Raw genomic sequence first — 26138 nt, 5'->3', positions numbered from 1 at the left:
GCGCGCCATGAAGCTCAAGTTCAAGGTCCAGCCCTATCAGACCAATGCCGTCAACGACGTGGTCGACTGCTTCGCCGGCCAGCCCATGACCTCTGGCCTGACCTACCGCATCGACCCCGGCCGCAAGGCGCAGGCCAGCGCCTTCGAGGAGGGCTTCAAGAACGCCGACCTCGCCCTGACCGACGTGCAGATCCTGGAGAACATCCAGAAGGTCCAGCGGGGCCAGAACCTGCCCGTCTCGCAGTCGCTGACGGACTTCACCACCTTCAACGCCCAAGGCGCGCGTGTGCCTGTCGCAGCAACGTACAAGCGCGACGCCTTGGCCGCGACCCGCGTCCACCTAGACGTCGAGATGGAGACCGGCACGGGCAAGACCTACTGCTACATCAAGACCATCTTCGAGATGAACAAGCGCTATGGCTGGTCGAAGTTCATCATCATGGTGCCGTCGATCGCCATTCGCGAAGGGGTCTACAAGTCGCTGCAGATCACGGCCGACCACTTCACTGAAAGCTACGGCAAGAAGGCGCGATTCTTCATCTACAATTCCAAGCGCCTGCACGATCTGGAGAGCTTTTCGTCCGACGCCGGGATCAACGTGATGGTGATCAACATCCAGGCGTTCAACGCCAGCGGCAAGGACAACCGGCGAATCTACGAGGCTAGACGACTTCCAGTCGCGCAAACCCATCGACGTGATCGCTTCGAACCGGCCGATCTTGATCCTGGACGAACCCCAGAAGATGGAAGGCGCGGCGACGATGGAGGCGCTGCCGAAGTTCAAGCCGCTGTTCATCATGCGCTATTCGGCCACCCACCGTACCCAGCACAACCGCGTTCATCGGCTGGACGCGCTGGATGCCTATAACCAGAAGCTGGTGAAGAAGATCGCGGTGCGCGGCATCCAGACCCGTGGGCTGGCCGGCACCAACGCCTACCTCTACCTCGAAGGCATCGAAATCTCGAAAAAGGCCCCCGTGGCGAGGATCGAGATGGAGGTGAAGCTGGCCACTGGTGAGATCAAGCGTCAGCTGAAGCGTCTTGAGTTCCGTGACGACCTGTTCGTGAAGTCCGGCGAGCTGGACCAATACCGCGGCTTCACGATCAGCCAAATCGATGCAGTGAACGACACGGTCGAATTTACCAACGGCGAAGTGCTGAGGGCTGGTGAAGCAAACGGGGACGTCTCAGAGCGCGACATCCGCCGCATCCAGATCCGCGAGACGATCAAAGCGCATCTGGACAAGGAGAAGCAGCTGTTCGCGCAGGGCATCAAGGTCTTGTCGCTATTCTTCATCGACGAGGTGGTTAAGTACCGAGACTACGATCAGGCCGACGAGAAAGGCGAATATGCCCGGGTCTTTGAGGAAGAGTACGAGCTGCTGAAGGCCGAGTATCTGTCGGAGCTCGCAATCGACAACGAGGCGTACCGGAAATACCTCGAGGGCATCGCTTCGGTCAAAACCCACAACGGGTACTTCTCGATCGACAAGAAGACGAACCGCCTCAAAGATCCTGCTGTTGGTGCCCGCTCTGTGGATTCCGACGACGTGGAGGCCTACGACCTGATCCTCAAGGACAAGGAACGCCTGCTTTCCTTCGCCGAACCCACCCGGTTCATCTTCTCGCACTCGGCGCTGCGCGAAGGCTGGGATAACCCGAACGTTTTTGTCATGTGCATGCTGAAGCACAGCGCCAACACCATCTCCAGGCGCCAAGAAGTGGGGCGTGGCCTGCGGCTGAGCGTCGACCAACACGGCGACAGGATGGATCACCCAGCCGTTGTGCATGACATCAACGTGCTGACTGTGGTGGCGAGCGAGAGCTACAAGGATTTCGTGGCCGGGCTTCAGCAGGAGATCGCGGAGACCCTCTCGTCGCGCCCGAAGCAGGCAACGCAGGCATACTTCGAAGGTAAGCTACTGCAGACGGATCATGGGCCAGTGCCACTCACCGCGGATATGGCCGCTGGTCTAGAGTTTTATCTGGTGCAGAACGGGTACGTCGACCGCCACAAGAACATCGTTGAAAAGTATCACGATGCAAAGAAGACAGGGGTGCTGGCCGATCTTCCCGACGACTTGAAGCCGCATGCGGAACAGGTGTTCCGGCTCATCGATAGCGTCTTCAGCGACGCGCAATTGCCTAAGGTCGATGACGGTCGTAAGCCAAAGACCAATCCTCTGAATGCGAATTTCGAGAAGAAAGAGTTCCAAGAGCTTTGGGCGCGCATCAACCGGAAAGCGGTCTACCAGGTCGAGTTCGACTCGGTCGAGCTGATCCGCAAATGCGTCAGCGCGCTGGATAGCCAGTTGCGGGTTACCCCGTTGCAGTACACGGTTCAAATCGGCGTGCAAAACGACGGATTGACCGACGGCCAACTGCGAAGCGGTGACGGATTCAAGGTCACGAACACGACCACCAGCCATGGCGGTTCTGTCCACTCTTTGGTGAAGTATGACCTCGTGGGCAAAGTGGCCGAGAACGCTCAGCTAACCCGAGACACGGCTGCCTCCATCCTGGGCCAAATCACACCAGCGGTTTTCGAGCAATTCACCAAGAACCCCGAACACTTCATCGCCGAAGCGTCGCGTATCGTTTCTGAACAGAAGGCGACGATGGTGATCGAGCGCCTAGCCTATGATGAAGTCGACGAGCGGTACGACGTGGATATTTTCACCGCCAACCAGACCGGCCAGGATTTCTCGCGGGCAACGGCGAAGCTGAAGAACCATGTCTATGACTACGCGATCACGGACTCGGACGTGGAAAGAGCGTTCGTGCGGGAGCTGGATACAAGCAGCGAGGTCGTGGTCTATGCGAAGCTGCCACGTGGTTTTTTAATCCCAACTCCTGTCGGGGATTATAACCCCGATTGGGCAATATCCTTCAAGGCTGGCAGCGTGCGGCACATCTACTTCGTGGCCGAGACGAAGGGCACGATGTCATCGATGAAACTGCGGGAAATTGAAAAGACCAAGATCGAATGCGCCCGAAAGTTCTTCGATGAGATCAGCGCGAGAGCGATGACTGACAGGGTTAAGTATGATGTTGTTACGGACTATCCGAAACTCATGGATATTGTCGGGCGACCTGCGTGAAGATTTTGCGATAATGGTTCAGCCAATACCTAGTGTGGCGCCGCTCGCCGGTTCGGTTGAGCGCACCTTTCTCGACCAGGTCCTGTAAGTCGCGGGTCGCGGTTGCGCGTGAGGTTCCGGTGATCTTGAGATAGTTGTCGGCGCTGAGGCCGCCTTTGAAACCGCCAGGGCCTTCGCGAAACATTCGAGCGATGGCTTTGGCCTGGCGTTCGTTCAGCTGATCTCTGTGCCGATCGTAGAAATGCGCCTTGCTGATGAAAAACCCCACCCGGTCGAGCGTGACCTGTTGGGCCTTCAAGACAATCTCCGCGAACCAGACGAGCCACTCGGTCACATCGAGCGTTTTCTGATGCTGCTCGAGCAGATCGTAGTAAGCCTTGCGCTCTTTCTCGATGGTGAAGGCGAGCGAGATGAGGGTTGGCTGGCCGATGTTCTGCGCAAGTGACTTCTCAGCGAGGGCGCGGCCGAGGCGACCGTTGCCGTCTTCGAATGGATGGATGCTTTCAAAATAGAGATGGCTTAGCCCTGCGCGCGTCAGGGCTGGAAGCGGTTCTGCGCCTCCCGGCCCGGTCTTGTTGAACCAATCCGCGTATCGCTCCATCTCGGGCATGACCCGAGTTGATGGGGGCGCCTCGAAATGGATCGTCGGCCGGTCGAGGCGGCCGGAAACGATTTGCATTGCCTCAGCATGCTGCCTGTAGGCCCCTACGGTTTCCAAACGGCGGTCATGGGACAGGAGCATCCGATGCCAGCGGTAAAGCGTCTCGTGGGTCAGCGGGTCTGCAAAGCTGGAGTAGAGATCGACCATCATTTCTGCGACGCCTTGTTCGCGTGGTTTCGCTGGGTGGCTGTCCGGATCCAGCCCCAGATGGCGGCGCAGGGAAGACTGGACACTGAGGCGGTCGAGAATTTCGCCTTCGATGGCGCTCGTCTGCATCGCTTCCTCGCTGAGCAATTCGATGCGGAGTTGCGCGCGCTCGGGTTGGCCGATGTGATGGACTGCGCCGAGGATTTCTCCGGCTGACAGCAGAAACTTCTGCTCGAGGGGGGTCAGGGCAGAGGCGTCATACCGGAAATCCGGCCAATCGGGCTGCGTCCAGTTCCAAGCCATGAGTTATAGAGAATCCTTCTATGCCTCATAGAGGGTGCATTTGTGATGCATAAAAGTCAACGCTATTGCTCAAACGACCTGTTTTGGCGGGACAGCTCGCAAGCAGAAGGAGGAGCTGGTCCAGCGCCGAACGCCGCGGAGAGTTGCATAACATCTATTGTGCGCCAAAGCTGCCTCGAAAGTTACATCCAGCGACGCCCCAAACCCGGGGGTCATGGCCAGGATCCTTGGCGCGCCGAGCTCGGGTGAGATTCTCGCCATCCCTTCAAGCCCGGCGGCCGGGCTTCACTTCCTCTGGCGCTCGCAATTCGCAAATCAACGCGGCAGAGCACCCAAGGGCCATGTGCAGCAAAAAAATAATTTGTCGCACATAGGATGATGTGCGACAAATTTGAAATCGTTGCACACGAGGTCCCTCATGGAGATCATCTCACACAGCCAGATCGCACAGGCCGCTTATCAAGACCTGCTTCGGCTGCATCACGACGAGCGCGTGGCGGCGGTGACCGGCACCATCGAAGAACGCCATCGCGGCGGACGAACCTATCTTTACGAGCGGTTTCGGCTCGGGACGGAGGCCCGCAGCCGCTATCTCGGCGAGGACACTCCCGAGCTTCGCGACCGGCTGGCGCGGGCGGCGGCGCTGAAATCCGATGCACAGGCGCGACGCCAGAGGATGACCCGCCTGACCCGCATCCTGCGCGCCGAGGGCTACATCGCCACCGATCGGGACACCGGCTCTTTGTTCCTCGCTTTCGCTCGGGCGGGGATGTTTCGCCTCGGCGGGACATTGATCGGAACAGCGGCCTTCGCGCTCTACCAGGGCGAACTCGGCGTGCGGATGGATGCGGAGCGGCTGGCACAGACCGGCGATATCGACTTGGCGAGCTTCCAGCGGCTCTCGGTCGCGCTGGAAGACAAGGTCGAAGAAGATCCGGGCGACATCCTCTCGGCGCTGAAATTCGATCCCGTGCCGGGGATATCGGACCGACAGATATGGAAATGGCGGCAGAGCCGGTCGGAGGTGATGGTCGAGTTCCTGACGCCCGCGTTCGGCGACGAGACGGTGAAACCCCTGCCCGCGCTTGGGGTCTCTGCGCAAGCTCTGAACTATCTCAACTACTTGATTGCAGAACCGATCCCGGCGATCGCACTCTATCGCTCGGGCGTGCTCGTGCAGATCCCGCGCCCCGAGCGCTTCGCGATCCACAAGCTGATTGTGGCCGACCGGCGTCGCGAAGGGTCGGATCGCGGCAAATCCGCGAAGGACCGGGCGCAGGCCGCCTTCCTGATCGAGGTGCTCGCGCAAGACCGCCCCGACGAGTTGGCCGAAGCCTGGGAGGATGCACGATCCCGCGGCCCGCGTTGGCGCAAGCGCCTCGACGCAAGCCTTGCCCGAATGGCCGAGACGGCAGATAGGCTCGCGAAACTGGGCTAGGCGCTGGCCCGGGGAGCAGCTCAAGCTCGGATCATTGGTCGCCGAGTGTCGTGCCCCATCGTTGCGGATCGTTTCCGCCGTTGTCGGTCTGTGGCGGAGCGCCCCAACCGCCACCTTCTCCCCTTCCCGGGTGCTTTTCCCATCACCGGCCGCCCGGTCTCCAGCTGTTCAGTGCCATGCCGGTCCATGAGGATCCCTCATCCGGCGTTCTTCGCCATCCCTCGGCCTTCCGGGCGCGGCCGTAGAGAGGGGCTCTGGCCGCGTTGGTGGATGCCGCCCAGGCCGCGCGCGGGCGGGGCCGTCGTTGCCGGGGCGGGATGAGCGGGTCTGCTGGCTCCCCTGGGCCGCCGTCGCTCGGCACATCCTTCGACGCACAATCTAAGCCTGTTCGGGTGCGCGCGCCCGCTCCGGTCCGGCCGTGTTGGCCTGCGGCCCTGCGCCACCCGGACCTCGGGGTTTCCGGCTCGGTTCCCGCGCCGTGCACGCCGCGCCCGACAGGCTTCTTCCGGGTCTTGTCGAAGGGACGGCCCCGGCGACAGGACACACAGGAGAATTCTCATGCAAAACATCGTCATCCTCGCAGGCAACATCGGTCAGGCCCCGGAGGTCCGCGCGACCCAGGGGGCTACCCGGATCACCAACTTCAGCCTCGCCACCTCGCGGCCGCGGCTTTCGGAAGGCCGGGTGCTGCGCGACGAGAACGGCTACCGGATCATGGACACGGAATGGCACCGCATCACCTGCTTCAACGGTCTGGGCAAGACGGTGGCGGAGCACTGCGAGAAGGGGATGAAGGTTCTGGTGCAGGGGCGCATCCACTACACGAAATGGACCGATGCGGCGGGCGTGGATCGCTACGGCTGCGAGATCATCGCGGAGCGGGTCGACTTCTTGAGCCGCCCGAAGGCTGCCGAGGGCGAAAGCCCCGAGTTCATCGACCGCGACGACGAGATCCCGTTCTGACGAACGGGGCCTCGGCCAAAGCCCGGCGGGGAAACCTGCCGGGCGTGATCTGCCGCAAGGCGGCACTTTGCCTCGCGCGGCATAGCGTTAGGCGTCCACGCGAGGAGCGGGCTTGATCGAGAAGATCGCCCTGACACCCGATGCGGATGCCGCGATTTTTCGTCGTGCGACGGTAGGCTGGGCAAAATGCAAGGATCCAAGCGGTTGGCGAGGCTGTGAGGCGATTGACGATGGTTGCGAGGTAGGATTTGAAACTGCGATCCTCGGGTTATCAGGGCCTGCCCGCACCCATAATAAAGGCGCTATTTCATAGAGGTAACCAGTTTTCACGCTCGCAACTTCGTCGTCGGATCGCACAGATCATCCGCAAGCCTATGGAAAGAAACGAGAAGCCGCCAGCCTCGGGCGCGGAAACTTATGGCCGGAGGTCATTGCAGCGCTGCTTGGCGTACTCCCGTGCTGAAAATGGCAGGCCATCAGTCGCGGGGCTGGGACCCTTGATCCATGGATCTTCGCCGAATGAGGTGAACTGATCGTAGAGTTCGTCGGCCGTTTTGGCGGGGTTGTTCCTCAGGAAGTCATCCACGATCTTCCTGCATGCGGCTACGGCCGCATCAAAGCTGTCGAAGGTCCCCAGACAATACCGCTCGTCTTCATCCATGAAGTGGAAGTTGTCATCGACGAAAACGGTCCACTTTCTTTCCGTCATCGCGCCCCCAGTTAAGCAAAAGGTCTCCCCACGACGGTATTTGGCATGGACATGCCGATCAAGGGGTGGGTGGTGCCGCCATTCACGCGGGATACCAACATGGTCATCAGCGAGTTGGAGAACGATGTGGATGCAGTTGCTGGGCTATTGTCGAAGTTGGATTTTCCGAGCGATCAACACCTCGTGGGCTCCCATGCTGCCAAAAGCACGGTGGCAATGGAGACGTGCTTTGGCCCGTCCGTCAGGCGCCAGGGATGTTCAGACGGCCTGCTCTCCCTCGCGGCGCGCCATGTCGGTGAATTCGCGGAAGCGGGTGCCATCGTGGCTCAGCGTGCCAACATGGCCCCAGTTCACCTCCTCTTGGCTGCAACCGAAGTTGTCGGCGCTCATTCCCGCACCACCTTGAAACTCTTCGCTCGGCGCTTGTTGGCGGTGTACCAGACAATCTTGCGCTCCTTCGATTGCGAGAATTCGTAGACGACTCCGAGCACGACCTTCTGATCATGCGGATCGAGCATCCATTCGACGGGCAGGCCGATGTCGATCGCCTGATGCGGCAACGACGGTGGTGCAGACTTTTTCTCATCACTCATGACTGGTCCCTCGATGGATTTCAGAAGCCGGATTCGGCAAGTGCGGCGTCGAAAGCCGCTTCGAACCGTGCCCGAAACGCCGGCCCCATGGCGCGGCCGAGGCCGATGATGCCGAGCGGGTCGTGCCGCGCGCTGAGTTCGGCAACGAAGGTTTCGGGCAGGGTCAACGTCACGCTGGTTGGATGCCGTCCTCTGGCGCCCCGTCGTTCGCAGACCTCCGGCCAGCCGGTGTCTTTCCAGTCGCGGCAGAGATCATCCCGCAGCCCCTGCGCGACACGCCGGATCAGGAAGGGGACCGGGCATCGCGCGGCTTTGGCCCAGGCCTCGACGCGCGGCGCCTGCGCTGCGGTGAGTGAAACGGCGACGTAAACGACCGTCGTCTTTCCCGCGCCTTGAGGCGTGTCGGGTGTCTCTGCCTCGTGGTTTGCAGCAACCCCTGCAGCGGCCGCGCGCTCCTCGATCGCTGCCGAAGCCATCGCGCCGAAACCTGCCTCCCTCCCGGCTTCCACCCCGGTCGCAAGCGCCGAGGTCTCCGGTTCGCGGGCGTTTGCCATCGGCGAGCGGCCTCCCTTCGGATTGCTCTCGCTCTCGCCAAATCCGAGCGTCGCGGAAAACCCTGCATCGCGGCGAATGACCCGCATCATATCCTTGCGCGGGGCCATCACGCGACCTCCATCGGAACGGCGATCATCCGGTCGATCTCGTCGAGCAGCTCGGCTGCCTCCTTCACGGCATTGAGCACATGGGTGGCAAGGCCGCGGTTTGGGGTATGCTCCGCGATCTTGCCCAGCAGTCCTTCGCGATCCATGCGGACATAAGCGGTGCGGTTCGACAGGAACGCCTCGCAGGCGGGCAGGGCGGCGAACAGTTCCTGCGCCACGGCCCGTTCCGCTTCCGAGACACGCAGGGGCACCCGGTTCAGGATCACGGAAAACCCCGGCAATTCCTCGGGGCGATCGACCCGGCCGCGCAGGTTCATGTACCAGCTGGCCGTTTCTCGGGTTTCGCTCAGATCGCCGCGCGACAGCATCATGGGCGAGACGATGCGATGCGCGGCGATTGCAAGCATGTCCTGCGCGTCCGCCCCGCCGCCGAACGTGTCGATCAACACCAGATGCTCCTGGTCGGGTTGTTCATAGATCTGGGCGATGGCCTCAGTGATCTCGAAAGCATCGAGCGAATGCACGACCTCGACGAGGGGCGACCAGTTTCCCGCGGTGCGTCCGGCGGCCATCCAGTGCAGGCAGGAACGCGAGGTGTCGGTGTCGAAGATCGTCACTGTTTCCCCCCTCGCGGCAGCGGCCGAGGCCAGCGCGCGGCAGAGCGTGCTTTTGCCCGACCCGCCTTTTCGGTTCATCACCAGAACGACGCGTATCCCGTTACTCATGAAACTTCCCTCATCTTGCGGCGTGCCGAAGGCATTTATCTGATCGCGGAACACCGTTTGAATTATTCACCGCGTGAATATCGAAATTCATCCCGCGCAATGCGAATTGCGCAGAACATAAAGCGGAAAGCGAAAGCCGTTTGACTTATCGCGTCTCGCTTTTATCTGATATCATCTTGCGGTTGACGTTTTGCGCGCTGCAGAGCGCACGTCGCTGATGCCTGACTACGCATCTCACTCGTCCTTTCACGGGCCCCGGTCTAGGAGTGGCGGGGCACAATTGCGCCATAACAACATGTTACGGCGTAGATTTTTATCACATTGATTGCCTCTCCCGGTGGAGGGAGGGACGTTTGCGCGAACAGCTTGTCGTGATGAGGGAGCCGCGAAAAGCGTTCGGTGATCGGCGGCTTACCTTGCGTCAACGTCTTTCGCAAGTGTGCTGAATCGCCTCATGGTTGCGATTGCAAAAGGGAGAAAGATAAGAGTAAGGGTGGTGGCAGGAAATGCGTGATGTCTACAAAAAATAATGAGTGTGACGGTGAAGAAAAAAGCCCTTCGAGATAATGCGCCTGAAGCTCCCTCTGGCCCGCGAATTGCGCCGGAGCGGACGGTGGCGGAGCCCGGTAGGGAAGGGGGCGCCCGCCCGGGTCGGGGACGGCCCCGGAAGGAGGGTTGCGGGCAGGTGGTCTCGTGCCGGTTGCCGGCGGAAGAGGTGGTCGCTTTCGATGCGCTCTGCGACCAGCTTGGCGTGAAATCCCGATCGGACGGGATCCGTGCGATCATCCGTATGAGCGCGGGGTTTCTGGAGTTCGGCCCGGAAGATGCGGCGCGGCTCGATGGCATCCAGCGCGAGTTGCACAAGATCGGGGTCAATGTGAACCAGATTGCGCTGGCGGCGAACCGGGGCAGGGTGTCGATGGTCAAGGAGCAGTGGGCCGCGATCGACGAATTGCGTCAGAGGTTGCCGCTGCTGCGCTCGACCCTGTCGCAGGTGATCAGCGAGCGGCGTCGGCGGGGCGTAACGCTCTACCGGAAGTTTGTGGCAGAGCATCAGGGGCACCAAATTGGCTAAGCTTGCGACGCGGCCCGGCCGAGGTGTCGTTGACGCCCTGCTTGGCGATCTTGATGTGTTGCGACCGCAGCGGGGGCGTGCGCGGGGAACGAGTGGGGCAGGGTTTGTGCGCTTTTCGCCCCGGGCGGCGCAGCTTTGGCGCTTTGCGCTTGGATCGAACGCGGCGGTGATCAAGAAGATCAATCGGGGCGGGACGCATAGTGCGAAGGATCTGCGGGCGCAGTTCGATTACCTGTTCTCGAAATCCGAGGCGATCTTTGGCAATGCCGTCTCCCATGATCCGAACGCGCGCGGCCTTGCCGCCGACGAGCGCCGCGAGATCGCGGAGACCTGGGGCGATGACTGGCACGGGGCGCCGAAGAACGGGCACACCACGCATCTTCTGCTCAGCTTTCCCTCGCATGTCGCGCCCGGCAAGGCGAAGCTGATCGCCGAGACCTGGGCCTTCGAGATGTTTCAGTCCGGGGCGCATCAGGCGGAGGAATGGGCCTATGTCGCGGCGCTGCACACCGACCGCGCGCATCCGCATGTGCATGTTGTGGTGAACAACCGCGGCCTGATCGATGGGCAGTGGTTCTACATGGCCCGCGAGCATGCGTTCAATCTCGACATGATGAAAACCCGGATGGTCGAGATCGCGGCGGAAGAGGGGGTGTTTCTCGATGCCACCTCGCGGGCCGAGCGGGGGATTCTGAGCTACGGTCCGAGCCGGTCCGAGATCGAGCGGGCGAAGGCGCAGGGCCGTGCGCCCGAGGAGAGGATGCGCGAGGGTCGGGCGCTGGATGAGGCCCTGTCGAGCATGACCCGCTCCGCCGAAACCCTGCGCGGGCTTGCACATCTGGCGGCCTTGACCGGGCTCGACGAGATCGCCACGCGGATCGGTGCCGCCGAGGCGGCCTTGGTCCGTGGCGGTATCGTGAGTGCTTTCCCCTGCCGCCGAGCACCGCGATAGCCGTTTCGATCTCGAGCGGCATTTCGAAGGTTGGATGGGGCAGGCGCTGGAACGGATCGGGGCACGGCCGGAACAGGAGCAGCTGGTGCTGCGCAAGGAATTGTGCGGCCATGCCCGCGATGTGCTGCATGCGCTCGGAGACCGACGCGGGGCGGAGTTGCTGGAGATGCCGGCGCGGTCGAAGATCTACGGCCGACCGATGCTTTTGCGGCACGAGGACGCGGCACAGCAGTGCCTGCCGGACAAACGTGATCCGGCTTTGGACATCAGCGAAAAAGATATCGGCGCTCGGAGTTCAGATTGGTCTCGAACCCCGGCAGTTGAGAGAGCGTATCGACCGCGGCCCCGCGAATGCCTTCGAGGAACGGCTTTGGGTTCGGGACGATCTGCGCGCTGTCGCGGCGCATCGGAACCTCGATCTCAAGGACCGGAAGCAGAGGGGGCTGGCCGGCTTCACGCTCCGGCAGTTCCATGAACAGGCCGAAGCATTGATCGACGCCGGTCACCGGCGCGAAGCCGATGCGCAGTCCGCGCGGCTCGTCGGCGCGATGCGCGCGATGGCCCGGACAATTGCGGCGACCGGCACGGTGTGTTTCGGGTCGGACGAGGAGGCGGAACGCTTCGCGGCGGATCTGCGCCAGAGATATGGGAAAGGTATTGCGACGGATCTGGCGGCGGGGCGGACCGACGCGCTGATGCAGGACTTTCCGGAAAGGCGGGAGAGGCAAGCGGTGGCGCTGGCGGTCGTGAGTGCGGCGCGGGCCCATCCCGGCATGGGCGTGACCTTGCGGGAGGCAGAGCGGGCGGAGGTGCGACACCGCAACGAAGATCGGGAACTGGAATAGAAGCGCCCTGTTGCCTACTTTGCAAACGAATGCCCTGACCGGTCGATGCCGCCTCTGTTGCAGCTCTGATGTTCTTGTGACCCCTCGGGGGGGGCGTTCGCCTCAGGAGGCATGGTCCCGATGAGGATTGTTGTCCGGGGGATGGAGATCCAAATGGATGCGACGGCAGTTTTGCTATTCGGTATGGTCATCTTCCTGTTCTGGATCTCGATCTGGGTTCCGGCAACGATGGCGGTGGAGCGTGGCAGGTCGGTGGTCGGATGGCTCCTTCTGACGCTGTTCTTCTCGCCCATGATCACCATCATTGCGCTGCTGGTTCTGGGGCCCACGGTCGAAAAGGCTCTGGAGCGGTTGAACAGGAGATAGCGGAGGCTGCTCCCCGTAGGGGCTTGCGGGTGTCGTTCTTGCGAGCGTCTTACCGAAAAAGGTAAGATTTCTGCTTTCGGATCGCCTCCTGCCTCATTTTATCGAAAAAGATAAGATGGCTTGAGGAATGCGCCCTGGAGTGCTATTTTTATCGAAATCGGTAAGGTGGCCCGGATGCCTGATCACACAGATGAGCTGGACGCCCTTCTCGGGCTTATCGGGAGGCGCCTGCGTGCCGCGCGGGTGGCGCAGGGGCTCAACCTCGAGCAGCTGGCGCGTCTGACTGGCATCAGCGCGCCAGCGCTGTCGCTGATCGAAACCGCCAAGCGCGATGCCCGGGTGACGACCCTTGCAAGGATTGCCCGCGCCCTGCGCGTGCCTCTTGCCGATCTTCTGGAGGATCGCACATCAAGGCCCGGTGAAGCCGGTGGGTCGAATGGCCAGGGCTATGACCTGGGGGATTATCGGTGAGCGTGAGGGTTCCGATCTGGTTCGACGCGCTCGAGGTCGGGCAGATCGAGGTGGCCGCCGACGGGTCTCTCACTCTGCACTATGCCGCGCGCTGGCTGCAGACGGCGGGCGCCTTCCCGCTCTCGGTAACGATGCCGCTGCGCGCCGAGCCCTACTGTTCGGAAGCGCCTGGCTTGCCAATCTGCTGCCCGAAGAGGAGCAACTGGCGGGCCTGACACGCGCCCTTGGTCTCGATCAGGCGGATGTTCTGGCACTGCTGCAAGAGATTGGCGGCGATACGGCGGGGGCCTGCTCGTTCGGGGTGCCGACGGACCGCAGCCGGTGGTCTTACATGCCCCTGACGCAACTCTACCGGACCGATGATCCGGAAGAAGCGTTGGAACGCCATTTCGAAGATCTCGGGCGCAGGCCGTTTCTGGTCGGGGAAGACGGCGTGCGGCAGTCCTTGGCGGGCGGGCAGAAAAAATCGGCGCTGAGTGTTCTGGGGCCGGATGGCGCCCCGGTGCTGCGCTTGCCGCAGAAAGGGGACAGGCTGGCGGTGCCGCGCAACGGGGCGCCCTCAACCTTGATCGTGAAGCCGGACAACCCCCACCTGCCCGGCATCACCGAGAACGAGGTCTGGTGTCTGCGGATGGCTCAGGCGATCGGCATCGAGGCGGCGCAGGCGACGATCCTGCAAGCCTCGAAGCGCGCCGCGATCGCCGTGTTGCGCTACGATCGAAGGCTGGGCCGCGGCGGTCAGATCAACCGCCTGCATCAGGAGGACTTCGCTCAGGCCAATGGCCTGCCGCCGGCGCGCAAATACGAGCGCGGCACGCGGCCGGGCCTTGATCTCAAGACGCTGCTCGCGACGGCGCGCCATTGCAGCGCAAAAGACGCCCTCGCATTGCTCGATCAGGTCATTTTCAACATCCTCGTGGCCAACACCGATGCGCATGCGAAGAATTATTCGCTGCTCCTGCCCGTGGGGTCTGCTCCGAGCCTCGCGCCGCTCTATGACGTCTCGACCGTACTCCCTTGGCCGCATGTCGTGCAAAGCTATGCACAGAACATTGCTGACAAGAGGCGCACCCCGAACATGATTGCAGGCCGCCACTGGGAGGCGCTCGCCCGCGCGAACGGCTATCGGCCGAGCGATGTCAAGGCTCGGGTCCGTCAGCTGGTGGATGCGCTTGTGGCGAAAAGGGTCGCTGTTTCCGCCGAGGTTGCGGCGCTGCGAGGGGCCAGCGAAGGATATGTGGTGCAGACCGCCGAAGCTGTCGAGGCGAACGCGCTACGCATGGCGGGGCGGTTGTAGATCCGGCGCCAAGGCCTTTCAGTAAAGCACCTTTATCTTCAGACCTCTGTCCGAGCGAGCCGGGTTGAAGCGGCCCCTCACGCACCACGCCGCGATGGCACAGATCACCCTTTTGAGACGGGTTATGCCTCGCGCAGCATGGCTCCCCGGGCCGCCGCATATGGTGGTGCGCGGCCCGCCAGATCGACGTACCCGGCCCAAGGCGGACATTGATACCGAGTGCGAGAAATGCTTTGAACAGCCAAACCCGCTCTTCGAAACGTTTGGCGAGTTTCAGTTGGCTGACCACCACCAGTCCGATATCGCCCCGAAGTTCCTTCGTACTTTGCTGGTACTATCACGTTTCCACTGGGAAGAACGACGTCCCTGCGGTAATCACTGACTTGAGCGAAGCAGGAGATACGACCGCCGCACACTTCAATGCGCACCTTTCAAGGGCCTTGACGGCGTCGCCCAAAGCAACAGTCGGGGGAAACGGCGTGACCGGAAGCAAATGGCCGCGGGGTGCGGAGTGGCGTAAGTGGGACCTGCATGTCCACAGCCCGGCATCGCACGGGTTCACCGGCGACTATAACCAGTTCATCATCCAGCTCGGCAACGCCGATTGCGACGTGATCGGCATCAATGACTATTTCTCGGTCGCGGGCTACCGCGAAGTAGTCAACCGGTTGGCAGATCCGGCTCGTGACACGGAAGGTAACGCAGCCTACCGCGACGCCTTGGAAAAGCTGCGCAGAAAGATTCTGCTGCCGGTCGTCGAGTGCCGCATGACGAATGTGCTGATGAATAAGCAGGGCAAGGGTGGCCAGCGTCTAAACTTCCACCTGATATTCGACCCGGCGCTCGATCCGGAAGATATCGAGACTTTCCTCAAGAATCAGCAGGCAGGCGGCAGCTCGATCGGCGGGCGCTACGCCAGCAGCGAGTTCCTGCTCAGCGTGCAGGTAGATTTCAACGAAATCCTGAAGAAGCTGCGCACGGACGGCAGTTTCCGCGGCCGGTATCTCGTCTGGCTGCCCTATGACGAATATGGCGGCATCGACAACATCGACCCAAATACCGATGTGATGCTCAAGCAGCACCTGATCCGCGACGCGGACATCCTGGGGTCGGCCAACAAGGCGCAGGCCGACTTTTTTCTATGGAAGAACCCCAAATATAGCGAAGCTTCCTACCGCGAGTGGTTCGGGAACCGGAAGCCATGCGTTAAGGGCAGCGACTCCCACAACGTCAACGACGAGCTCGGCAAGCTCAAGGACCAAGACTCCCGGCCGACCGACAAATATTGCTGGATCAAGGCCGACCCGACCTTCGCCGGACTGCGACAGATCATCAACGAGCCGGAGGACCGTGTCTATATCGGCCGCATCCCGCCCAAGCTCGAAGAGGTGCGCGGCAACGCCACGCGGTTCATAGACCGGCTTCACATTCGAAAAAACGCCGACGCCGACACGGCGGAAACTTGGTTCGACAGCGAACTGCCGCTCAACTCCGACATGGTCGCTATCATCGGTAACAAGGGTAGCGGCAAAAGCGCGCTTGCTGACATCCTCGCGCTCGCAGGCAACACGCACTGCGATCCGATGCATTTCTCGTTCCTCGTCAAGGACCGATTCTGCGAGCGTAGCGGGAAGCTCGCCAAGCAGTTCACGGTCCGCCCGGTCTGGGCCGACGGCACAGAAACAGCGCTGCCGCTGAACGCGAAGCCCGACACCACCGGCGTCGAGCGCGTGCGCTACATTCCGCAAACCTATCTGGAGAAGGTCTGCACTGAGACGGAGCCCGGCCAGCAGAGCGAATTCCAGGCCGAGCTGCGCAAGGTCATCTTCTCCCATATCAGCGAAGCCGACCGGCTCGGCCAGCAGTCGCTCGACGAGTTGATCGAATACAAGACCGAGGAACTGAAGGGACAGATCGACAACGCGCGGCGCGAGATCGAGCGGGTGAACGGCGAGCTTGTGCGCCTCGAAGAAAAGGCGGCGCCCGCCTACGCCGCTCGGATCGAGGCGCTGCTGCGCCAGAAGCAGCAAGAACTGAAGGCGCACAAGGAGATCGAGCCGGCGAAGGTCGAGCAGCCGGGCGAAGTCAGCCCCGAACAAAAGGCCGCTTACGACGTCATTTCGGAAAAACTCGCCGGCGAGCGTACCACGCTCAACCGGATCGACGCGGAGACGGCAGAGAAAACGCAACGGCAGAAGACGCTGACGGAAAAGGTCGCTCTCGCCCGGAAGGTCGAGGGCAAGATCGACAATTTCGAAAGTGAGTATGCCCGTCTCAACCGCGAGACCGCCCCCGACCTCGAAAAGCTCGGATTGTCACTTTCTACCCTCGTCTCCCTTACGGTCGACAAGACGGTCCTTACGACCGCGCGTGACAAGCTCATTGCCGAAAAGACGCTCGTCGATACCGCGCTGGATGATGTCGGCGCCGGCAGCCTTCCTGCACAGAAGGCGGCGTGCCTGCAACGTATAGCCGGGCTTCAGGGGCAACTCGATGCGCCAAACAAGCGCTTTCAGGAGTACAACGAGGCGCTCCGGGCCTGGCAGGAGAAAGGACTTCTGATCGAGGGCGCCGCTGACAAGCCTGACACGCTGAAGGGCTATGAAGCGCAGCTGTCCTACCTGAAGAACGGCCTTCCCGACGATATAGAGAAGCTGCGCATGCAGCGCCGGGAGATCGCTCGCGGCATCCACAAATGCGTCGCCGCGATCCGCGACGCGTACAAGGAGCTGTTCTCCGCGGTGCAGGAGCTGATCGGCTCCAGCGTCGTCATCAAAGAAGGATTCAAGCTCACGTTCGAGAGCACCATCATCGAGCGCAACCTCGAAGGCGACCTCTTCGACAAATTCGTTTCAACGGGCGTCGCCGGCTCGTTCTACCGCAAGGAAAAGGGCACGGCGCTCGAAGAGATCCGCGCGGATTTTGACGTCAACGACGAAGACGATGCGCTTGCCTATGTCGAGAAGATCATCGCCCATCTCGAACGCGACATGCGTACGGCGCAGCAGACGCCCACAGGCATCGCCGGCCAGCTACGCAAGAATGTCGAAGTGAAGGCGCTCTACGATTTCCTGTGGAGTCTCGGTTACCTTGAGCCGGAGTATTCGCTGAAGCTAGACGGCAAGGACCTCAGCCACCTCTCGCCCGGCGAACGCGGTACGCTCTTGCTGGTCTTCTACCTGCTGGTCGACAAAAGCAACAAGCCGATCATCGTCGATCAACCGGAAGAGAATCTCGACAGTCAGACAGTGTATCGGCTGCTGATTCCGGTCATCAAGGATGTGAAAAAGCGCCGCCAGATCATCATGGTGACGCACAGCCCTAATATTGCTGTGGTCTGTGATGCGGAGCAGATCATTCACGCCCATATCGACCGCGCGGCGGGCAATGCGGTCATCTACACGATGGGCGCTATCGAGTCGCCCGCCATCAACCGCTTCCTTGTCGATGTCCTGGAAGGCACACGGCCCGCTTTCGACAATCGCGACGCCAAGTATTTCGTGTGATAGGGTGACGGAAATGGCAAAGAGGAAAATTCCGGAGAGGCTCTACAAATACCGTACTTTCAGCAACCGCACACTCGATGCGCTGGTCGCGGATCAGGTATTCTTTGCTGACCCGAGCACATTCAACGATCCGCTCGACACGAAGCCCACTCTCGACACGGATATTGACGCCGACGCGCTGGCAGCAATTCTTTCCCGCCTTGTCGAACAGCGTGTCAGTGCCGAAAAGAGATGGCTCGGTTGAACTGAACAGGTTCCGGGCGTTTTCTAAGTGGTTTTCCGCCTTGGTTACGCCGCCGCCGCTGCGGGCATCGGCTGGTTGAAGTAGGCCTGATCGGGGTTTTCCGTCAAGCGATGAATGCGGGCGGCGCGTGTTGTAGAAGCTCAGGTATCGACCGATCCCGGCCCGGGCTTCGGACACGCTGGTATAGGCCCGCAGGTAGACTTCCTCGTATTTGATGGTCCGCCACAGGCGCTCGACGAAGACATTGTCGCGCCACGCGCCCTTGCCATCCATGCTGATCTTGATCTCGCGGGCGGCCAGCACCTTGATGAACTCGGTCGAGGTGAACTGGCTGCCCTGATCGGTGTTGAATATCTCGGGCGTGCCGTAACGTGCCAGCGCTTCCTCCACAGCTTCTATGCAAAAATCAGCCTCGAGCGTGATCGACACCCGCCATGCCAGGACGCGCCGGGTGAACCAGTCCAGCACGGCCGCCAGATAGATGAACCCGCGCGCCATGGGGATGTAGGTGATGTCCATCGCCCAGACCTGATTGGGCCGGGTGATCGGCAGCTTTCTCAGCAGATAGGGGTAAATCTTGTGCCCTGGTGCCGGTTTCGAGGTGTTTGGCTTGCGATAAAGCGCTTCGATCCCCATGCGTTTCATCAGCGTTGCAACGTGCAATCGACCGACCTTGAACCTTTCCTGGACCAGCAGACCCTGCAGCATCCGGCTGCCCGCGAACGGGAACTCCATGTGCAATTTGTCGATCCGGTGCATCAGCTTCAGATCTGCGTCTGACACCGGGCGGGGCTTATAGTAGACGCTGCCCCGGCTGATCCCCAAGACGATGGCCTGGCGGCTGACGCGCAGCTTCGCGGTGGGATCGATCATCTTCTTGCGCTCGGCAGCAGACCCGCCTTGCCGAGCGCGCCGGACAAAAAATCGTTCTCCAGCGTCAGCTCTCCGATCTTCGCATGCAAGGTCTTCACATCGATGGTCGGTTCAGTCTCAGCCTTCGGGGCTTCCCCGAACACCCCTGTCGCGCCCTCAAGCAACTGATCTCGCCACTGCTTGATTTGGTTCGGGTGAACGTCGAAATCCTGCGCCAGCTCGATCATGGTCTTCTCGCCCTTGATCGCCGCCACCGCCACTTTCGCCTTGAATGCCGGGCTGTGGTTCCGGCGTGGTCGTTTTGCCATGGTCTTCTCCTCGCTTGCAGCATCATGCCGCTGTTGCGCGGAAAATCCACTTATCCCGGCTGTTCAGATTATTGGAACCACCTCTCTGCGTCTGGTTCAATGGCTGGGCTTTCGAGGGCTTTGACGACGCGAAAACGGTGGTCATTGAAACCGTTGTGGAAGAACTCACCCGGGCGCGGCCGAAGATGGCAGGCGTCAAGGAAGCGGCCACTAAGCTGCGAAAACGCATCGACTGGCTGAAGCTCGCCCGCAAAACGGGCGGGCTTGCATTGACCGCCTTCTCCGGGGTCCCGACGCCGGACCTTGTCTCGGATGCGGTAGGCCTGATCAAGGGCCTTGTGGACAATCCCGGCGAGGCTATCTCGATCGAGAAGCTCGTTGACTGGGCGAGCACAGCCAGCGAATTTGTAAAGGATGCTCCCGAAGAGGCGGACGGGGCCCCCGCACATATGCATGCCTTCAGGGAAGAATTCGCAGCATTGCTCGATGCAGCTAAAATCAAACGGCTGGTCGTCATGGTGGATGACCTGGATCGCTGCCTGCCGAGCACCGCCATCTCCACCCTGGAGGCGATCAGGCTCTTCCTGTTCGTCGAGCGCACCGCCTTCATCATCGGTGCCGACGAGGCGATGATCGAGTATGCCGTGAGGGACCACTTCCCGGACCTCCCGCCATCCTCGGGTCCGGTGACCTACTCCAGAAACTACCTCGAGAAGTTGATCCAGGTCCCGTTCCGCATTCCCGCACTGGGTGCGGCGGAGACGCGCATCTACGTGTCGCTGCTTCTAGCCGAGAACGCCCTCGGAAGCGACGATCCGACATTTGCCCGGCTGATCTCCGCGGCGCGGGACCAGTTGAAGAAGCCGTGGCTCATCCAGGGGCTCGACCGCTCGGCAATTGAAGAGAAGCTCGGCAAGTTACCGGCTCCCATTGATAATGCCCTGGCCATAAGCGCCCAAGTCAGTGCGGTGCTGAGCGAGGGCGCGCACGGGAACCCACGGCAGATCAAGCGCTTCCTCAATACGATGATGCTGCGCGAGGCGATCGCAGAAGAACGTGGATTCGCTGACGACATCGAGCGGTCTACCCTCGCGAAAATCATGCTCGCAGAGCGTTTCGCGCCTTCGTTTTATGGGGAACTGGCGAAGCTCGCGGCCGGTGATATCAACGGATCTCCAAAAGCGATCAAGGCGCTTGAGGGTCATGCGAAAGTCAGTGGTTCGGCACAATCCGTGTCGGCCGCGGACGAAGAGCCAGTCGAGCCTCCATCCGAGGTCGGTGAATGGTTGACTAGCGAGTGGATCGTTCGCTGGGCGAAGACTGAGCCGAAGCTGGCAGGCAAGGACTTGCGGCCGTATGTCTTCGTTACCCGGGACAAACGCAGCGCATTGTCCGCCGTTGCCGCCCATCAGCACCTGGAGGCTATCATCGAAAAGTTGATGGCCGGTCGCATTGCGGTCGCCCAAAGCGCCGAAGACGTAAGCAAGCTGACGGGGATGGAGCCGAGACGGTATTCAATGCGCTGCGTGACAACATCCTCGCCTCAGACAAACCCTCCAAGAAACCGGACGGCGTCGATGGGTTGGCACTGCTAGTGGAAATTCACCCCGCATTGCAGGGGCGCCTCGTAGAGCTTCTCGAGGCACTGCCGACCGGGCGCATCGGAACTTGGGCTGTATCCAGCTGGTCTAAGGCGCTGCAGTCGGAAAACTGGATTGATCGCTTTGACCTCGTGAAAGAACAGTGGGCGAAGCAATCCGAGAACAAGACCCTGCAATCTGCCGCGAAAGCTTCAAAGTCGTTGCCACGCGTGAGGCGCGTCTGACATGGGGACCTCGACACGTTTCGGCGGACCCAGTGTTGGACTGGTGCCAAGCTGGGCGGATGACCTCTCACCGGCAACAGCTCCAGCACCGGGGCAGCCGCCGTCGGAGGCTCCCCTCTGCTCCTGATGGATCGGCACAGCCGAGCGCGCCCCAGGTCGTGCCGGCAGATTCAGGCAACTTCCGAAGTGCGAGAGGAGAAGCTTCAACAAATTCGCCCAGACCGGAGATCGCGGCGACTTGGGCAAATCTTTGTCCAGCTATGTGCGTTCTGGGACGGGCGGGGCACGCGGCGCCGCTCGGCGCATGGGCGCTTCGCGGTCGGCGGGCGCTCGCCTCTTGGGCTTCGTGCGAAATGTGGAGAGCTTCGGAGCGGCTACCGCTCTTCAGCAATTCAACCTCGGGTCTCTGGCATCCCGGCCGGCTTCGGAAGTCTTCACAGCGCTCCTGGATTTCATCTGTCCGCCCGGCGGAGCTTTGGATGAGGCCATCGCGCGGCAGGCGATGCTGGACGCGATCTCCGATTTTGCCGATGCAGGGATGAACGACTTCGGAGCCATGTCGGACGCCGAACGTCGGGAGTTCTTCTTGGATTTCATCATCCGTTCCATCGAAGGTCGGATCATCACCGACATGGCAACGCGCGGGATGGCACGCTCTGCCAGCGTCGAAGCTATGGAGGACATGCAGGAACAGCTCCACGATTTCGTCGCGGGTCACACCAGAGGGGCTTTGGCACCCCTTTTAGATGGGCCGGTCCACTCGGACGCGGAGATGATGAACACGATCGACAACATTTACGAAGCTGGGTTCGAGCTGATTAGCCTCATGGGAGAAGCTGAATGAAGGGGCGCCAAGTTATCACCCTCAAGCTCGGCCCAGAAGACAAACCGTCTTCCACTTCGGCCGACGATACGTCCTATCCGTTCGATATGCTCGACGCAGATGCTCGACTTGATTTTGGACTAGGCCAGGCGATGGACGACTTGGCCGATCTTGGCATCGTCCCATCGGAGACGGCGATAGATTTGTCACTCATCTCTGTAGCATTGACCGCTGCGGACACTCGGATTTCACGAGACGCCCATGCGCAGGATGGATGGAGCCGTGAACTAGGTCTTGATGTCCCGGTGTCCGATCCCGTTCTCTGGAGAAGAGTCGAGCCATTGCTGGCGAAAATGCTGAATTTTCTCACCGGTGATCGATGGACGCTGCAATTCCGCGCCAGACCGAGTGCTTACTCGAAGTTATCCGCCCCGACGTCGAAGCTCCGCCTAGGTTCCGCGCTGGAGGTTTGCTTGTTCTCCGGTGGACTGGACAGCTTTATCGGCGCCATAGATCTTTGTTCGGTTGGCAAAGCGCCGTTGCTAATCAGCCATTACTGGGACGGCGAAACGAGCAAATCGCAGACACATTGCGGGAAGCCCTCGAGGGCAGTACAGCACTCTCGGCATAAGGCATGTCCGCGCTCGAATTGGTTTCGGCCATGACGTTTTGGGCACTGGCAGCTCCGAAAACACGCTGCGGGGCAGATCCTTCCTCTTTTCTCCCTCGCTGTCTTGGCGGCTGACGCATTGGGCGGCGACCAGATCGTGCATGTCCCGGAGAACGGTCTCATTTCTCTGAACGTGCCCTTGGATCCATTGCGTCTCGGTGCTCTCAGCACTCGGACGACACACTACTATATGGCGCGTTTCAATGAGCTGCTGGTCGCGCTCGGTCTCAAAGTGAAGCTGGTTAATCCTTACGCATTCAAGACAAAGGGTGAGATGATCCGCGAATGTCGCGCCCAATCTTTCATCGCCAAGGAGGCGGCGAACACCATGTCCTGCTCTTCGCCTGCGAAGGCACGCTGGCAGGGCGAAGCGCCCAGGCATTGCGGATACTGTGTGCCGTGTCTCATTCGCCGGGCTTCCATGCTTGCGGGCCTCGGGAATGACTCAACCGACTACTCAATCCCGGATCTGAAGGCGCGCGACCTAGATAGCAGCAAGGCGGAAGGAATGCATATTCGATCCTTCCAGCGTGCCATTGCTCGACTCCGTAAGCGCCCCGCGAAGGCGAGGCTCGACATCTACCTCCCAGGCCCACTGATCGATCACCCCGATCGGTTGGCTGATTACGAGAAGGTCTATCGCACGGGCATTGCTGAAGTGGAGGCGCTGCTCTGCGGGGTTCGAGCGCGACCTCTATGACAAAGGAGACGGGGCCGCGTTGGGTCGATTTCCACTGCCATCTCGATCTCTACCCGGATCATGCTGCCCTCATTCAGCAGTGTGACCAAGCTGAAGTCGCGACATTGGCAGTGACGACCACTCCGAAGGCATGGCCACGGAACAAAGAGATGGCAGCGCAGTCTCGGCTGGTACGGGTTGCCTTGGTCTTCATCCACAGCTCGTTGCGGAACGGGCTGACGAGGTAGCTTTTCGAGCGATACTTGCCGGAGGCTCGTTACATCGGAGAGATCGGCCTCGACGCGGGGCCGCGGTTCTATCGGATCTGAAAGAGCAAGAGCAGGTCCTTGACCGGATGCTGCGGGCCAGCGCCGAGCAGGGGCGCAAGGTGGCGTCACTTCACAGTGTCCGCAGCGTCGCCAAGGTGCTCACGGCGCTCGAGGCCACCAAGTTTATCGATACTTCGAAGGCAGTCTTGCACTGGTTTACAGGAACCAAGGCGGAGGCGCGGCGGGCCGTCGAAATGGGGTGCTATTTCTCGATTAATGCCGCGATGCTGCGAACCGAGCGGCATCGGATATTGGTCGCCTCATTGCCACGTGACAGATTGCTGACGGAAACGGACGGCCCTTTCGTGGAAACTCCGCGAGGAACGGTGCGTCCGCGCGATGTCGAAGAGACCGTCTTTCAACTTGCCGAGGTCTTCGGATTCACCGCAGAGAATATGCGATCGGTGCTGCTATCGAACCTGAGAGAACTGTTGAGCTAGTTTACATCGACTTCGCCGCGGGTGGGGCGCTCCCATATGGACCGCCCATCCTTTAGCTTTACCACCCTGTCACGGGACTCGGATTGGGTGATCGCTGCGCCGCGCACGGATGACCGCTTTCCAGGCTTATTGCGGTCGCCATGCCGCAACGTCGTGAGACCCTCCGGCCCATTAGCTGACGTCCGCCCTATCACCATCCGCTGCGGTGCAGCTCGCCAAGACCGGCCAATCGCCCGCGGTTGCGAAGCCAAGACAAGGACGAGCTCACACTTTTCGGATGGAACAGTCATTCGCTGCTCTTGAGGTGTAGGCTTGAATGAGCCTCCGCAATTTGCCGAGGGAGGCGGTGCAGGAAAAAACCGGTGCCTCAAGTCTTCTAAAGCGGAATTTAATCGGATTCGGGAGCCCCATGGGCCTCACCCACCTTGTCGAGCATGTCCAGTAAATCTACTGCGCTTAATCCTTCTATTTCCATTTTCTTCCGAACGGCCTCAAGCATTGGGAATGCTTCCACGAAAGCCTGATACATCTTCGATTTCTCAGCAAGCATTTCCGTTTCAGGCAAATTTCTTAGTCTCTCCCGGCGAGCAGCATGCGCTTTGATGCGCTCTATGTTCGTGTCAACTTCCTCAACACCAATCGCCTCGTATGCCTGCTCTTCAAGGATATAGTCGAATGCCTTCATCTTGAGTGTAAGGTCTCCTGAAATTCTTCTGTAGAGAATGGTAGCGACACACAGCACAGCTTCAATCTGAACGTAGTTTATCTCAGGCAGGCAAGCTTCATGGTCCCGATCAGCGTGCTTCAAAAAGTTTGCTGGATTTGCCAAAGAATTACGGAAGTCGGCAGGCAATTTCTGCGACATAAGCTCCAAGAAACCATCATCTTGGTGGTGTTTGTAAATGTCTGTCAGAACTTGGTGCGCGGCGAATGAGATAGAATAGATGGAGAGGAAATCTCCATTCGAGAAATACAATTCGATTGCCGTATCTATCTGTCGTCTCGCAGCCTCAATCTTCGAAACTTGCCCCATCATTCTGGCCGCAACTCCCCGTTTAAATTAAGAATGTATGATATTCCTCTAATAGCGAGGGGCAAGTAGGTGTCGAGGCTGTGACGTTGAAAAGGCCGCTCCGATGGATTGCGATCTGCGGATTGACCCCCATCATCTTGATTCAGGGCGACTGTCCGCAAAAGATTCGGTGCGCCTCGCGGCAGTGCAGCGGATTACCCCTATGCAAGGATCGGATGAATGTCAGTATGCTCTGAATTGCCAGGGACAGTGCGCACCAGCAGCGAACCACCGGTTTCCGCCCTCACCGTCGGTCGGCTCTGGATCAAACTTTCAAGAGATCAGCAGCAAGGATCGAAGGCATAGAGCGCTGCCCGGCGTCCCGACGCGGGTTCGATGGTCCGCAGCAAGCCAGCCTCGACGAGGCGGCGAGAGAGGGCGCGGGCCGGAGGCGGGGATCCGGATCGCTCGACGAACCGGTCGTTGCGGAAAATCGGACTGGCGAAGACGAAATCGAGCGCCTGATCATGGAACTGCGAATTCAGGACCTCCGGAAACGTTCGCGCATGGCGCCGTGCAGCCGAAGATCGCATCCGCCGTTCGGATGTTGACGTAGGCCTGCTCATGCATCGCCTGAAGAAAGAAGATGACCCAGCCCGTCCAATCGCGCTTGGCAGAGACGGCCCGCATCCGCTCGATGTATTCGTCCTTATGCGCCTCGAAGTAGCCGGACACGAAGAAGTTTGGCTGTCCCAGAATGCCAAGCTTCCAGAGCATCAGGGTAATCAGCATCCGACCGATCCGGCCATTGCCGTCTTCGAACGGGTGCAGCGCCTCGAATTCGACATGGGCCACGGCGATCCGGATCAGAGGCCGCAGCTTGCTTTCCGTCATGAAACGCACGAGTTCCGTCATCGCCGGTGCGAGGTGCTCGGGCGCGATCGGGACATAGTAGATTTTGCCGCGCCTTTCGTCGCCGATGTAGTTTTGTTCGGTCTTGTAACTGCCCGGGTGTTTCGGAGCCCCCCGACCGAAGGATAGAAGTTGCTGATGTGCGGTGCGGATGAGGTGCTCGCTGAGCGGTTCCCCCCCTCGGCAAGGGCCTGGCTCGCATTGCGGAG

25 protein-coding genes and 3 pseudogenes are annotated in these 26138 nt (G+C 60.6%); 18 read left to right on the top strand and 10 right to left on the bottom strand.

Annotated features, from left to right (window positions below; translation table 11 throughout):
• The first annotated feature begins 7 nt into the window (after positions 1–7).
• Positions 8–3101: pseudogene (locus ACTTAI_RS00265) on the top strand (type III restriction-modification system endonuclease).
• Here the strand turns inward: ACTTAI_RS00265 and ACTTAI_RS00260 are convergent.
• Complete coding sequence (locus ACTTAI_RS00260) at positions 3073–4212, bottom strand: Fic family protein (RefSeq protein WP_444451372.1); 1140 nt, start codon at positions 4210–4212, stop codon at positions 3073–3075. The pseudogene ACTTAI_RS00265 and the gene ACTTAI_RS00260 sit on opposite strands and share 29 nt — an antisense overlap.
• A 418-nt stretch (positions 4213–4630) precedes the next feature.
• On the opposite strand from ACTTAI_RS00260, the gene ACTTAI_RS00255 reads away from it, so the two are divergent.
• The 3 genes from ACTTAI_RS00255 (at position 4631) to ACTTAI_RS00245 (ending at position 6926) form a co-directional block, all read left to right on the top strand.
• Complete coding sequence (locus tag ACTTAI_RS00255) at positions 4631–5650, top strand: nucleotidyltransferase family protein (protein ID WP_444451370.1); 1020 nt, start codon at positions 4631–4633, stop codon at positions 5648–5650.
• Between the two features lie 558 nt (positions 5651–6208).
• A complete protein-coding gene (locus tag ACTTAI_RS00250) occupies positions 6209–6613 on the top strand; it encodes a single-stranded DNA-binding protein (RefSeq protein WP_444451368.1) in 405 nt (134 codons plus the stop codon).
• 112 nt (positions 6614–6725) lie between these two features.
• Positions 6726–6926 (top strand): hypothetical protein, encoded by a 201-nt coding sequence (locus ACTTAI_RS00245; protein WP_444451300.1) that lies wholly within the window; start codon positions 6726–6728, stop codon positions 6924–6926.
• Between the two features lie 102 nt (positions 6927–7028).
• On the opposite strand, the gene ACTTAI_RS00240 is transcribed toward ACTTAI_RS00245, so the two are convergent.
• The 5 genes from ACTTAI_RS00240 to ACTTAI_RS00220 form a co-directional block, all read right to left on the bottom strand.
• Positions 7029–7322, bottom strand: coding sequence for a hypothetical protein (locus tag ACTTAI_RS00240; RefSeq protein ID WP_444451366.1), 294 nt, complete (start codon positions 7320–7322; stop codon positions 7029–7031).
• Positions 7323–7580: 258 nt separating this feature from the next.
• Positions 7581–7712 (bottom strand): hypothetical protein, encoded by a 132-nt coding sequence (locus ACTTAI_RS00235; RefSeq protein ID WP_444451364.1) that lies wholly within the window; start codon positions 7710–7712, stop codon positions 7581–7583.
• Positions 7709–7915: a hypothetical protein gene (locus tag ACTTAI_RS00230; RefSeq protein ID WP_444451362.1), complete on the bottom strand. Its 207-nt coding sequence runs from the start codon at positions 7913–7915 to the stop codon at positions 7709–7711. Before ACTTAI_RS00230 ends, ACTTAI_RS00235 begins: the two co-directional genes overlap by 4 nt.
• 20 nt (positions 7916–7935) lie before the next feature.
• The gene (locus ACTTAI_RS00225) at positions 7936–8577 is read right to left on the bottom strand and encodes a hypothetical protein (RefSeq protein WP_444451360.1); all 642 of its coding nucleotides are present in this window, start codon (positions 8575–8577) and stop codon (positions 7936–7938) included.
• Positions 8577–9302: a nucleotide-binding protein gene (locus ACTTAI_RS00220; protein WP_444451358.1), complete on the bottom strand. Its 726-nt coding sequence runs from the start codon at positions 9300–9302 to the stop codon at positions 8577–8579. The genes ACTTAI_RS00225 and ACTTAI_RS00220 overlap by 1 nt, the downstream gene beginning before the upstream one ends.
• Positions 9303–10017: 715 nt before the next feature.
• Here ACTTAI_RS00220 and mobC point away from each other — a divergent pair.
• Together mobC and ACTTAI_RS00210 are read left to right on the top strand one after the other, a co-directional pair.
• The gene (gene mobC / locus ACTTAI_RS00215; RefSeq protein WP_444451356.1) at positions 10018–10377 is read left to right on the top strand and encodes a plasmid mobilization relaxosome protein MobC; all 360 of its coding nucleotides are present in this window, start codon (positions 10018–10020) and stop codon (positions 10375–10377) included.
• A 106-nt stretch (positions 10378–10483) separates the two neighbouring features.
• Positions 10484–11329, top strand: coding sequence for a relaxase/mobilization nuclease domain-containing protein (locus ACTTAI_RS00210; protein ID WP_444451354.1), 846 nt, complete (start codon positions 10484–10486; stop codon positions 11327–11329).
• 266 nt (positions 11330–11595) lie between these two features.
• On the opposite strand, the gene ACTTAI_RS00205 is transcribed toward ACTTAI_RS00210, so the two are convergent.
• Positions 11596–11835: a hypothetical protein gene (locus ACTTAI_RS00205; RefSeq protein ID WP_444451352.1), complete on the bottom strand. Its 240-nt coding sequence runs from the start codon at positions 11833–11835 to the stop codon at positions 11596–11598.
• On the opposite strand from ACTTAI_RS00205, the gene ACTTAI_RS00200 reads away from it, so the two are divergent.
• From ACTTAI_RS00200 to ACTTAI_RS00170, 7 genes are all read left to right on the top strand, one after another.
• A complete protein-coding gene (locus tag ACTTAI_RS00200; RefSeq protein ID WP_444451350.1) occupies positions 11818–12174 on the top strand; it encodes a hypothetical protein in 357 nt (118 codons plus the stop codon). The two genes, ACTTAI_RS00205 and ACTTAI_RS00200, sit on opposite strands and share 18 nt — an antisense overlap.
• Before the next feature lie 120 nt (positions 12175–12294).
• Positions 12295–12540, top strand: a complete 246-nt coding sequence (locus ACTTAI_RS00195; protein ID WP_444451348.1) for a hypothetical protein — start codon at positions 12295–12297, stop codon at positions 12538–12540.
• Positions 12541–12714: 174 nt separating this feature from the next.
• Entirely contained in the window at positions 12715–13011 is a 297-nt protein-coding gene (locus tag ACTTAI_RS00190; RefSeq protein ID WP_444451346.1) for a helix-turn-helix domain-containing protein, read from the top strand.
• On the top strand, positions 13008–13226 hold the full coding sequence (locus ACTTAI_RS00185) for a HipA N-terminal domain-containing protein (RefSeq protein WP_444451421.1): 219 nt from the start codon (positions 13008–13010) through the stop codon (positions 13224–13226). The genes ACTTAI_RS00190 and ACTTAI_RS00185 overlap by 4 nt, the downstream gene beginning before the upstream one ends.
• Positions 13166–14308 carry a HipA domain-containing protein gene (locus ACTTAI_RS00180; protein WP_444451419.1) on the top strand — a complete coding sequence of 381 codons (1143 nt, stop codon included), beginning with the start codon at positions 13166–13168 and terminating at the stop codon, positions 14306–14308. Before ACTTAI_RS00185 ends, ACTTAI_RS00180 begins: the two co-directional genes overlap by 61 nt.
• 479 nt (positions 14309–14787) lie before the next feature.
• A complete protein-coding gene (locus ACTTAI_RS00175) occupies positions 14788–17814 on the top strand; it encodes a TrlF family AAA-like ATPase (protein ID WP_444451345.1) in 3027 nt (1008 codons plus the stop codon).
• Between the two features lie 13 nt (positions 17815–17827).
• The gene (locus ACTTAI_RS00170; RefSeq protein ID WP_444451283.1) at positions 17828–18058 is read left to right on the top strand and encodes a hypothetical protein; all 231 of its coding nucleotides are present in this window, start codon (positions 17828–17830) and stop codon (positions 18056–18058) included.
• A gap of 44 nt (positions 18059–18102) precedes the next feature.
• Here ACTTAI_RS00170 and ACTTAI_RS00165 read toward each other — a convergent pair.
• A pseudogene (locus ACTTAI_RS00165) lies at positions 18103–19239 on the bottom strand (IS3 family transposase).
• 14 nt (positions 19240–19253) lie between these two features.
• Here ACTTAI_RS00165 and qatA point away from each other — a divergent pair.
• From qatA to qatD, 5 genes and pseudogenes are all read left to right on the top strand, one after another.
• Complete coding sequence (gene qatA, locus ACTTAI_RS00160) at positions 19254–20834, top strand: Qat anti-phage system ATPase QatA (RefSeq protein WP_444451343.1); 1581 nt, start codon at positions 19254–19256, stop codon at positions 20832–20834.
• Between the two features lie 534 nt (positions 20835–21368).
• Entirely contained in the window at positions 21369–21908 is a 540-nt protein-coding gene (qatB, locus tag ACTTAI_RS00155; protein ID WP_444451417.1) for a Qat anti-phage system associated protein QatB, read from the top strand.
• The gene (locus tag ACTTAI_RS00150; RefSeq protein WP_444451341.1) at positions 21905–22552 is read left to right on the top strand and encodes a hypothetical protein; all 648 of its coding nucleotides are present in this window, start codon (positions 21905–21907) and stop codon (positions 22550–22552) included. Before qatB ends, ACTTAI_RS00150 begins: the two co-directional genes overlap by 4 nt.
• 102 nt (positions 22553–22654) lie before the next feature.
• Complete coding sequence (locus ACTTAI_RS00145; protein ID WP_444451415.1) at positions 22655–23257, top strand: hypothetical protein; 603 nt, start codon at positions 22655–22657, stop codon at positions 23255–23257.
• Positions 23254–24005: pseudogene (gene qatD, locus ACTTAI_RS00140) on the top strand (Qat anti-phage system TatD family nuclease QatD). The gene ACTTAI_RS00145 and the pseudogene qatD overlap by 4 nt, the downstream one beginning before the upstream one ends.
• Before the next feature lie 388 nt (positions 24006–24393).
• Here the strand turns inward: qatD and ACTTAI_RS00135 are convergent.
• Entirely contained in the window at positions 24394–25041 is a 648-nt protein-coding gene (locus ACTTAI_RS00135; protein ID WP_444451340.1) for a hypothetical protein, read from the bottom strand.
• 501 nt (positions 25042–25542) lie between these two features.
• Positions 25543–26082 carry a Fic family protein gene (locus ACTTAI_RS00130; protein WP_444451413.1) on the bottom strand — a complete coding sequence of 180 codons (540 nt, stop codon included), beginning with the start codon at positions 26080–26082 and terminating at the stop codon, positions 25543–25545.
• Positions 26083–26138 lie beyond the last annotated feature (56 nt).

Origin of the sequence: Rhodobacter capsulatus (assembly GCF_052363175.1) — a bacterium.
In the GTDB taxonomy this organism is placed as follows: domain Bacteria; phylum Pseudomonadota; class Alphaproteobacteria; order Rhodobacterales; family Rhodobacteraceae; genus Rhodobacter; species Rhodobacter capsulatus_D.
The sequence above is the reverse complement of the archived record's forward strand: the minus strand, read 5'-3'. Positions and strand labels throughout refer to the sequence as shown.

What these genes read in the sequence shown, in the direction of transcription:
- qatB (WP_444451417.1), top strand. Translation starts at nt 21,369, where the DNA reads ATGGGCGCTTCGCGGTCGGCGGGCGCTCGCCTCTTGGGCTTCGTGCGA.
- ACTTAI_RS00135 (WP_444451340.1), bottom strand. Translation starts at nt 25,041, where the DNA reads ATGATGGGGCAAGTTTCGAAGATTGAGGCTGCGAGACGACAGATAGAT.
- ACTTAI_RS00240 (WP_444451366.1), bottom strand. Translation starts at nt 7,322, where the DNA reads ATGACGGAAAGAAAGTGGACCGTTTTCGTCGATGACAACTTCCACTTC.
- ACTTAI_RS00255 (WP_444451370.1), top strand. Translation starts at nt 4,631, where the DNA reads ATGGAGATCATCTCACACAGCCAGATCGCACAGGCCGCTTATCAAGAC.
- ACTTAI_RS00225 (WP_444451360.1), bottom strand. Translation starts at nt 8,577, where the DNA reads ATGGCCCCGCGCAAGGATATGATGCGGGTCATTCGCCGCGATGCAGGG.
- ACTTAI_RS00230 (WP_444451362.1), bottom strand. Translation starts at nt 7,915, where the DNA reads ATGAGTGATGAGAAAAAGTCTGCACCACCGTCGTTGCCGCATCAGGCG.
- ACTTAI_RS00220 (WP_444451358.1), bottom strand. Translation starts at nt 9,302, where the DNA reads ATGAGTAACGGGATACGCGTCGTTCTGGTGATGAACCGAAAAGGCGGG.
- ACTTAI_RS00195 (WP_444451348.1), top strand. Translation starts at nt 12,295, where the DNA reads ATGAGGATTGTTGTCCGGGGGATGGAGATCCAAATGGATGCGACGGCA.
- ACTTAI_RS00190 (WP_444451346.1), top strand. Translation starts at nt 12,715, where the DNA reads ATGCCTGATCACACAGATGAGCTGGACGCCCTTCTCGGGCTTATCGGG.
- ACTTAI_RS00150 (WP_444451341.1), top strand. Translation starts at nt 21,905, where the DNA reads ATGAAGGGGCGCCAAGTTATCACCCTCAAGCTCGGCCCAGAAGACAAA.
- ACTTAI_RS00250 (WP_444451368.1), top strand. Translation starts at nt 6,209, where the DNA reads ATGCAAAACATCGTCATCCTCGCAGGCAACATCGGTCAGGCCCCGGAG.
- ACTTAI_RS00170 (WP_444451283.1), top strand. Translation starts at nt 17,828, where the DNA reads ATGGCAAAGAGGAAAATTCCGGAGAGGCTCTACAAATACCGTACTTTC.
- ACTTAI_RS00235 (WP_444451364.1), bottom strand. Translation starts at nt 7,712, where the DNA reads ATGAGCGCCGACAACTTCGGTTGCAGCCAAGAGGAGGTGAACTGGGGC.
- ACTTAI_RS00260 (WP_444451372.1), bottom strand. Translation starts at nt 4,212, where the DNA reads ATGGCTTGGAACTGGACGCAGCCCGATTGGCCGGATTTCCGGTATGAC.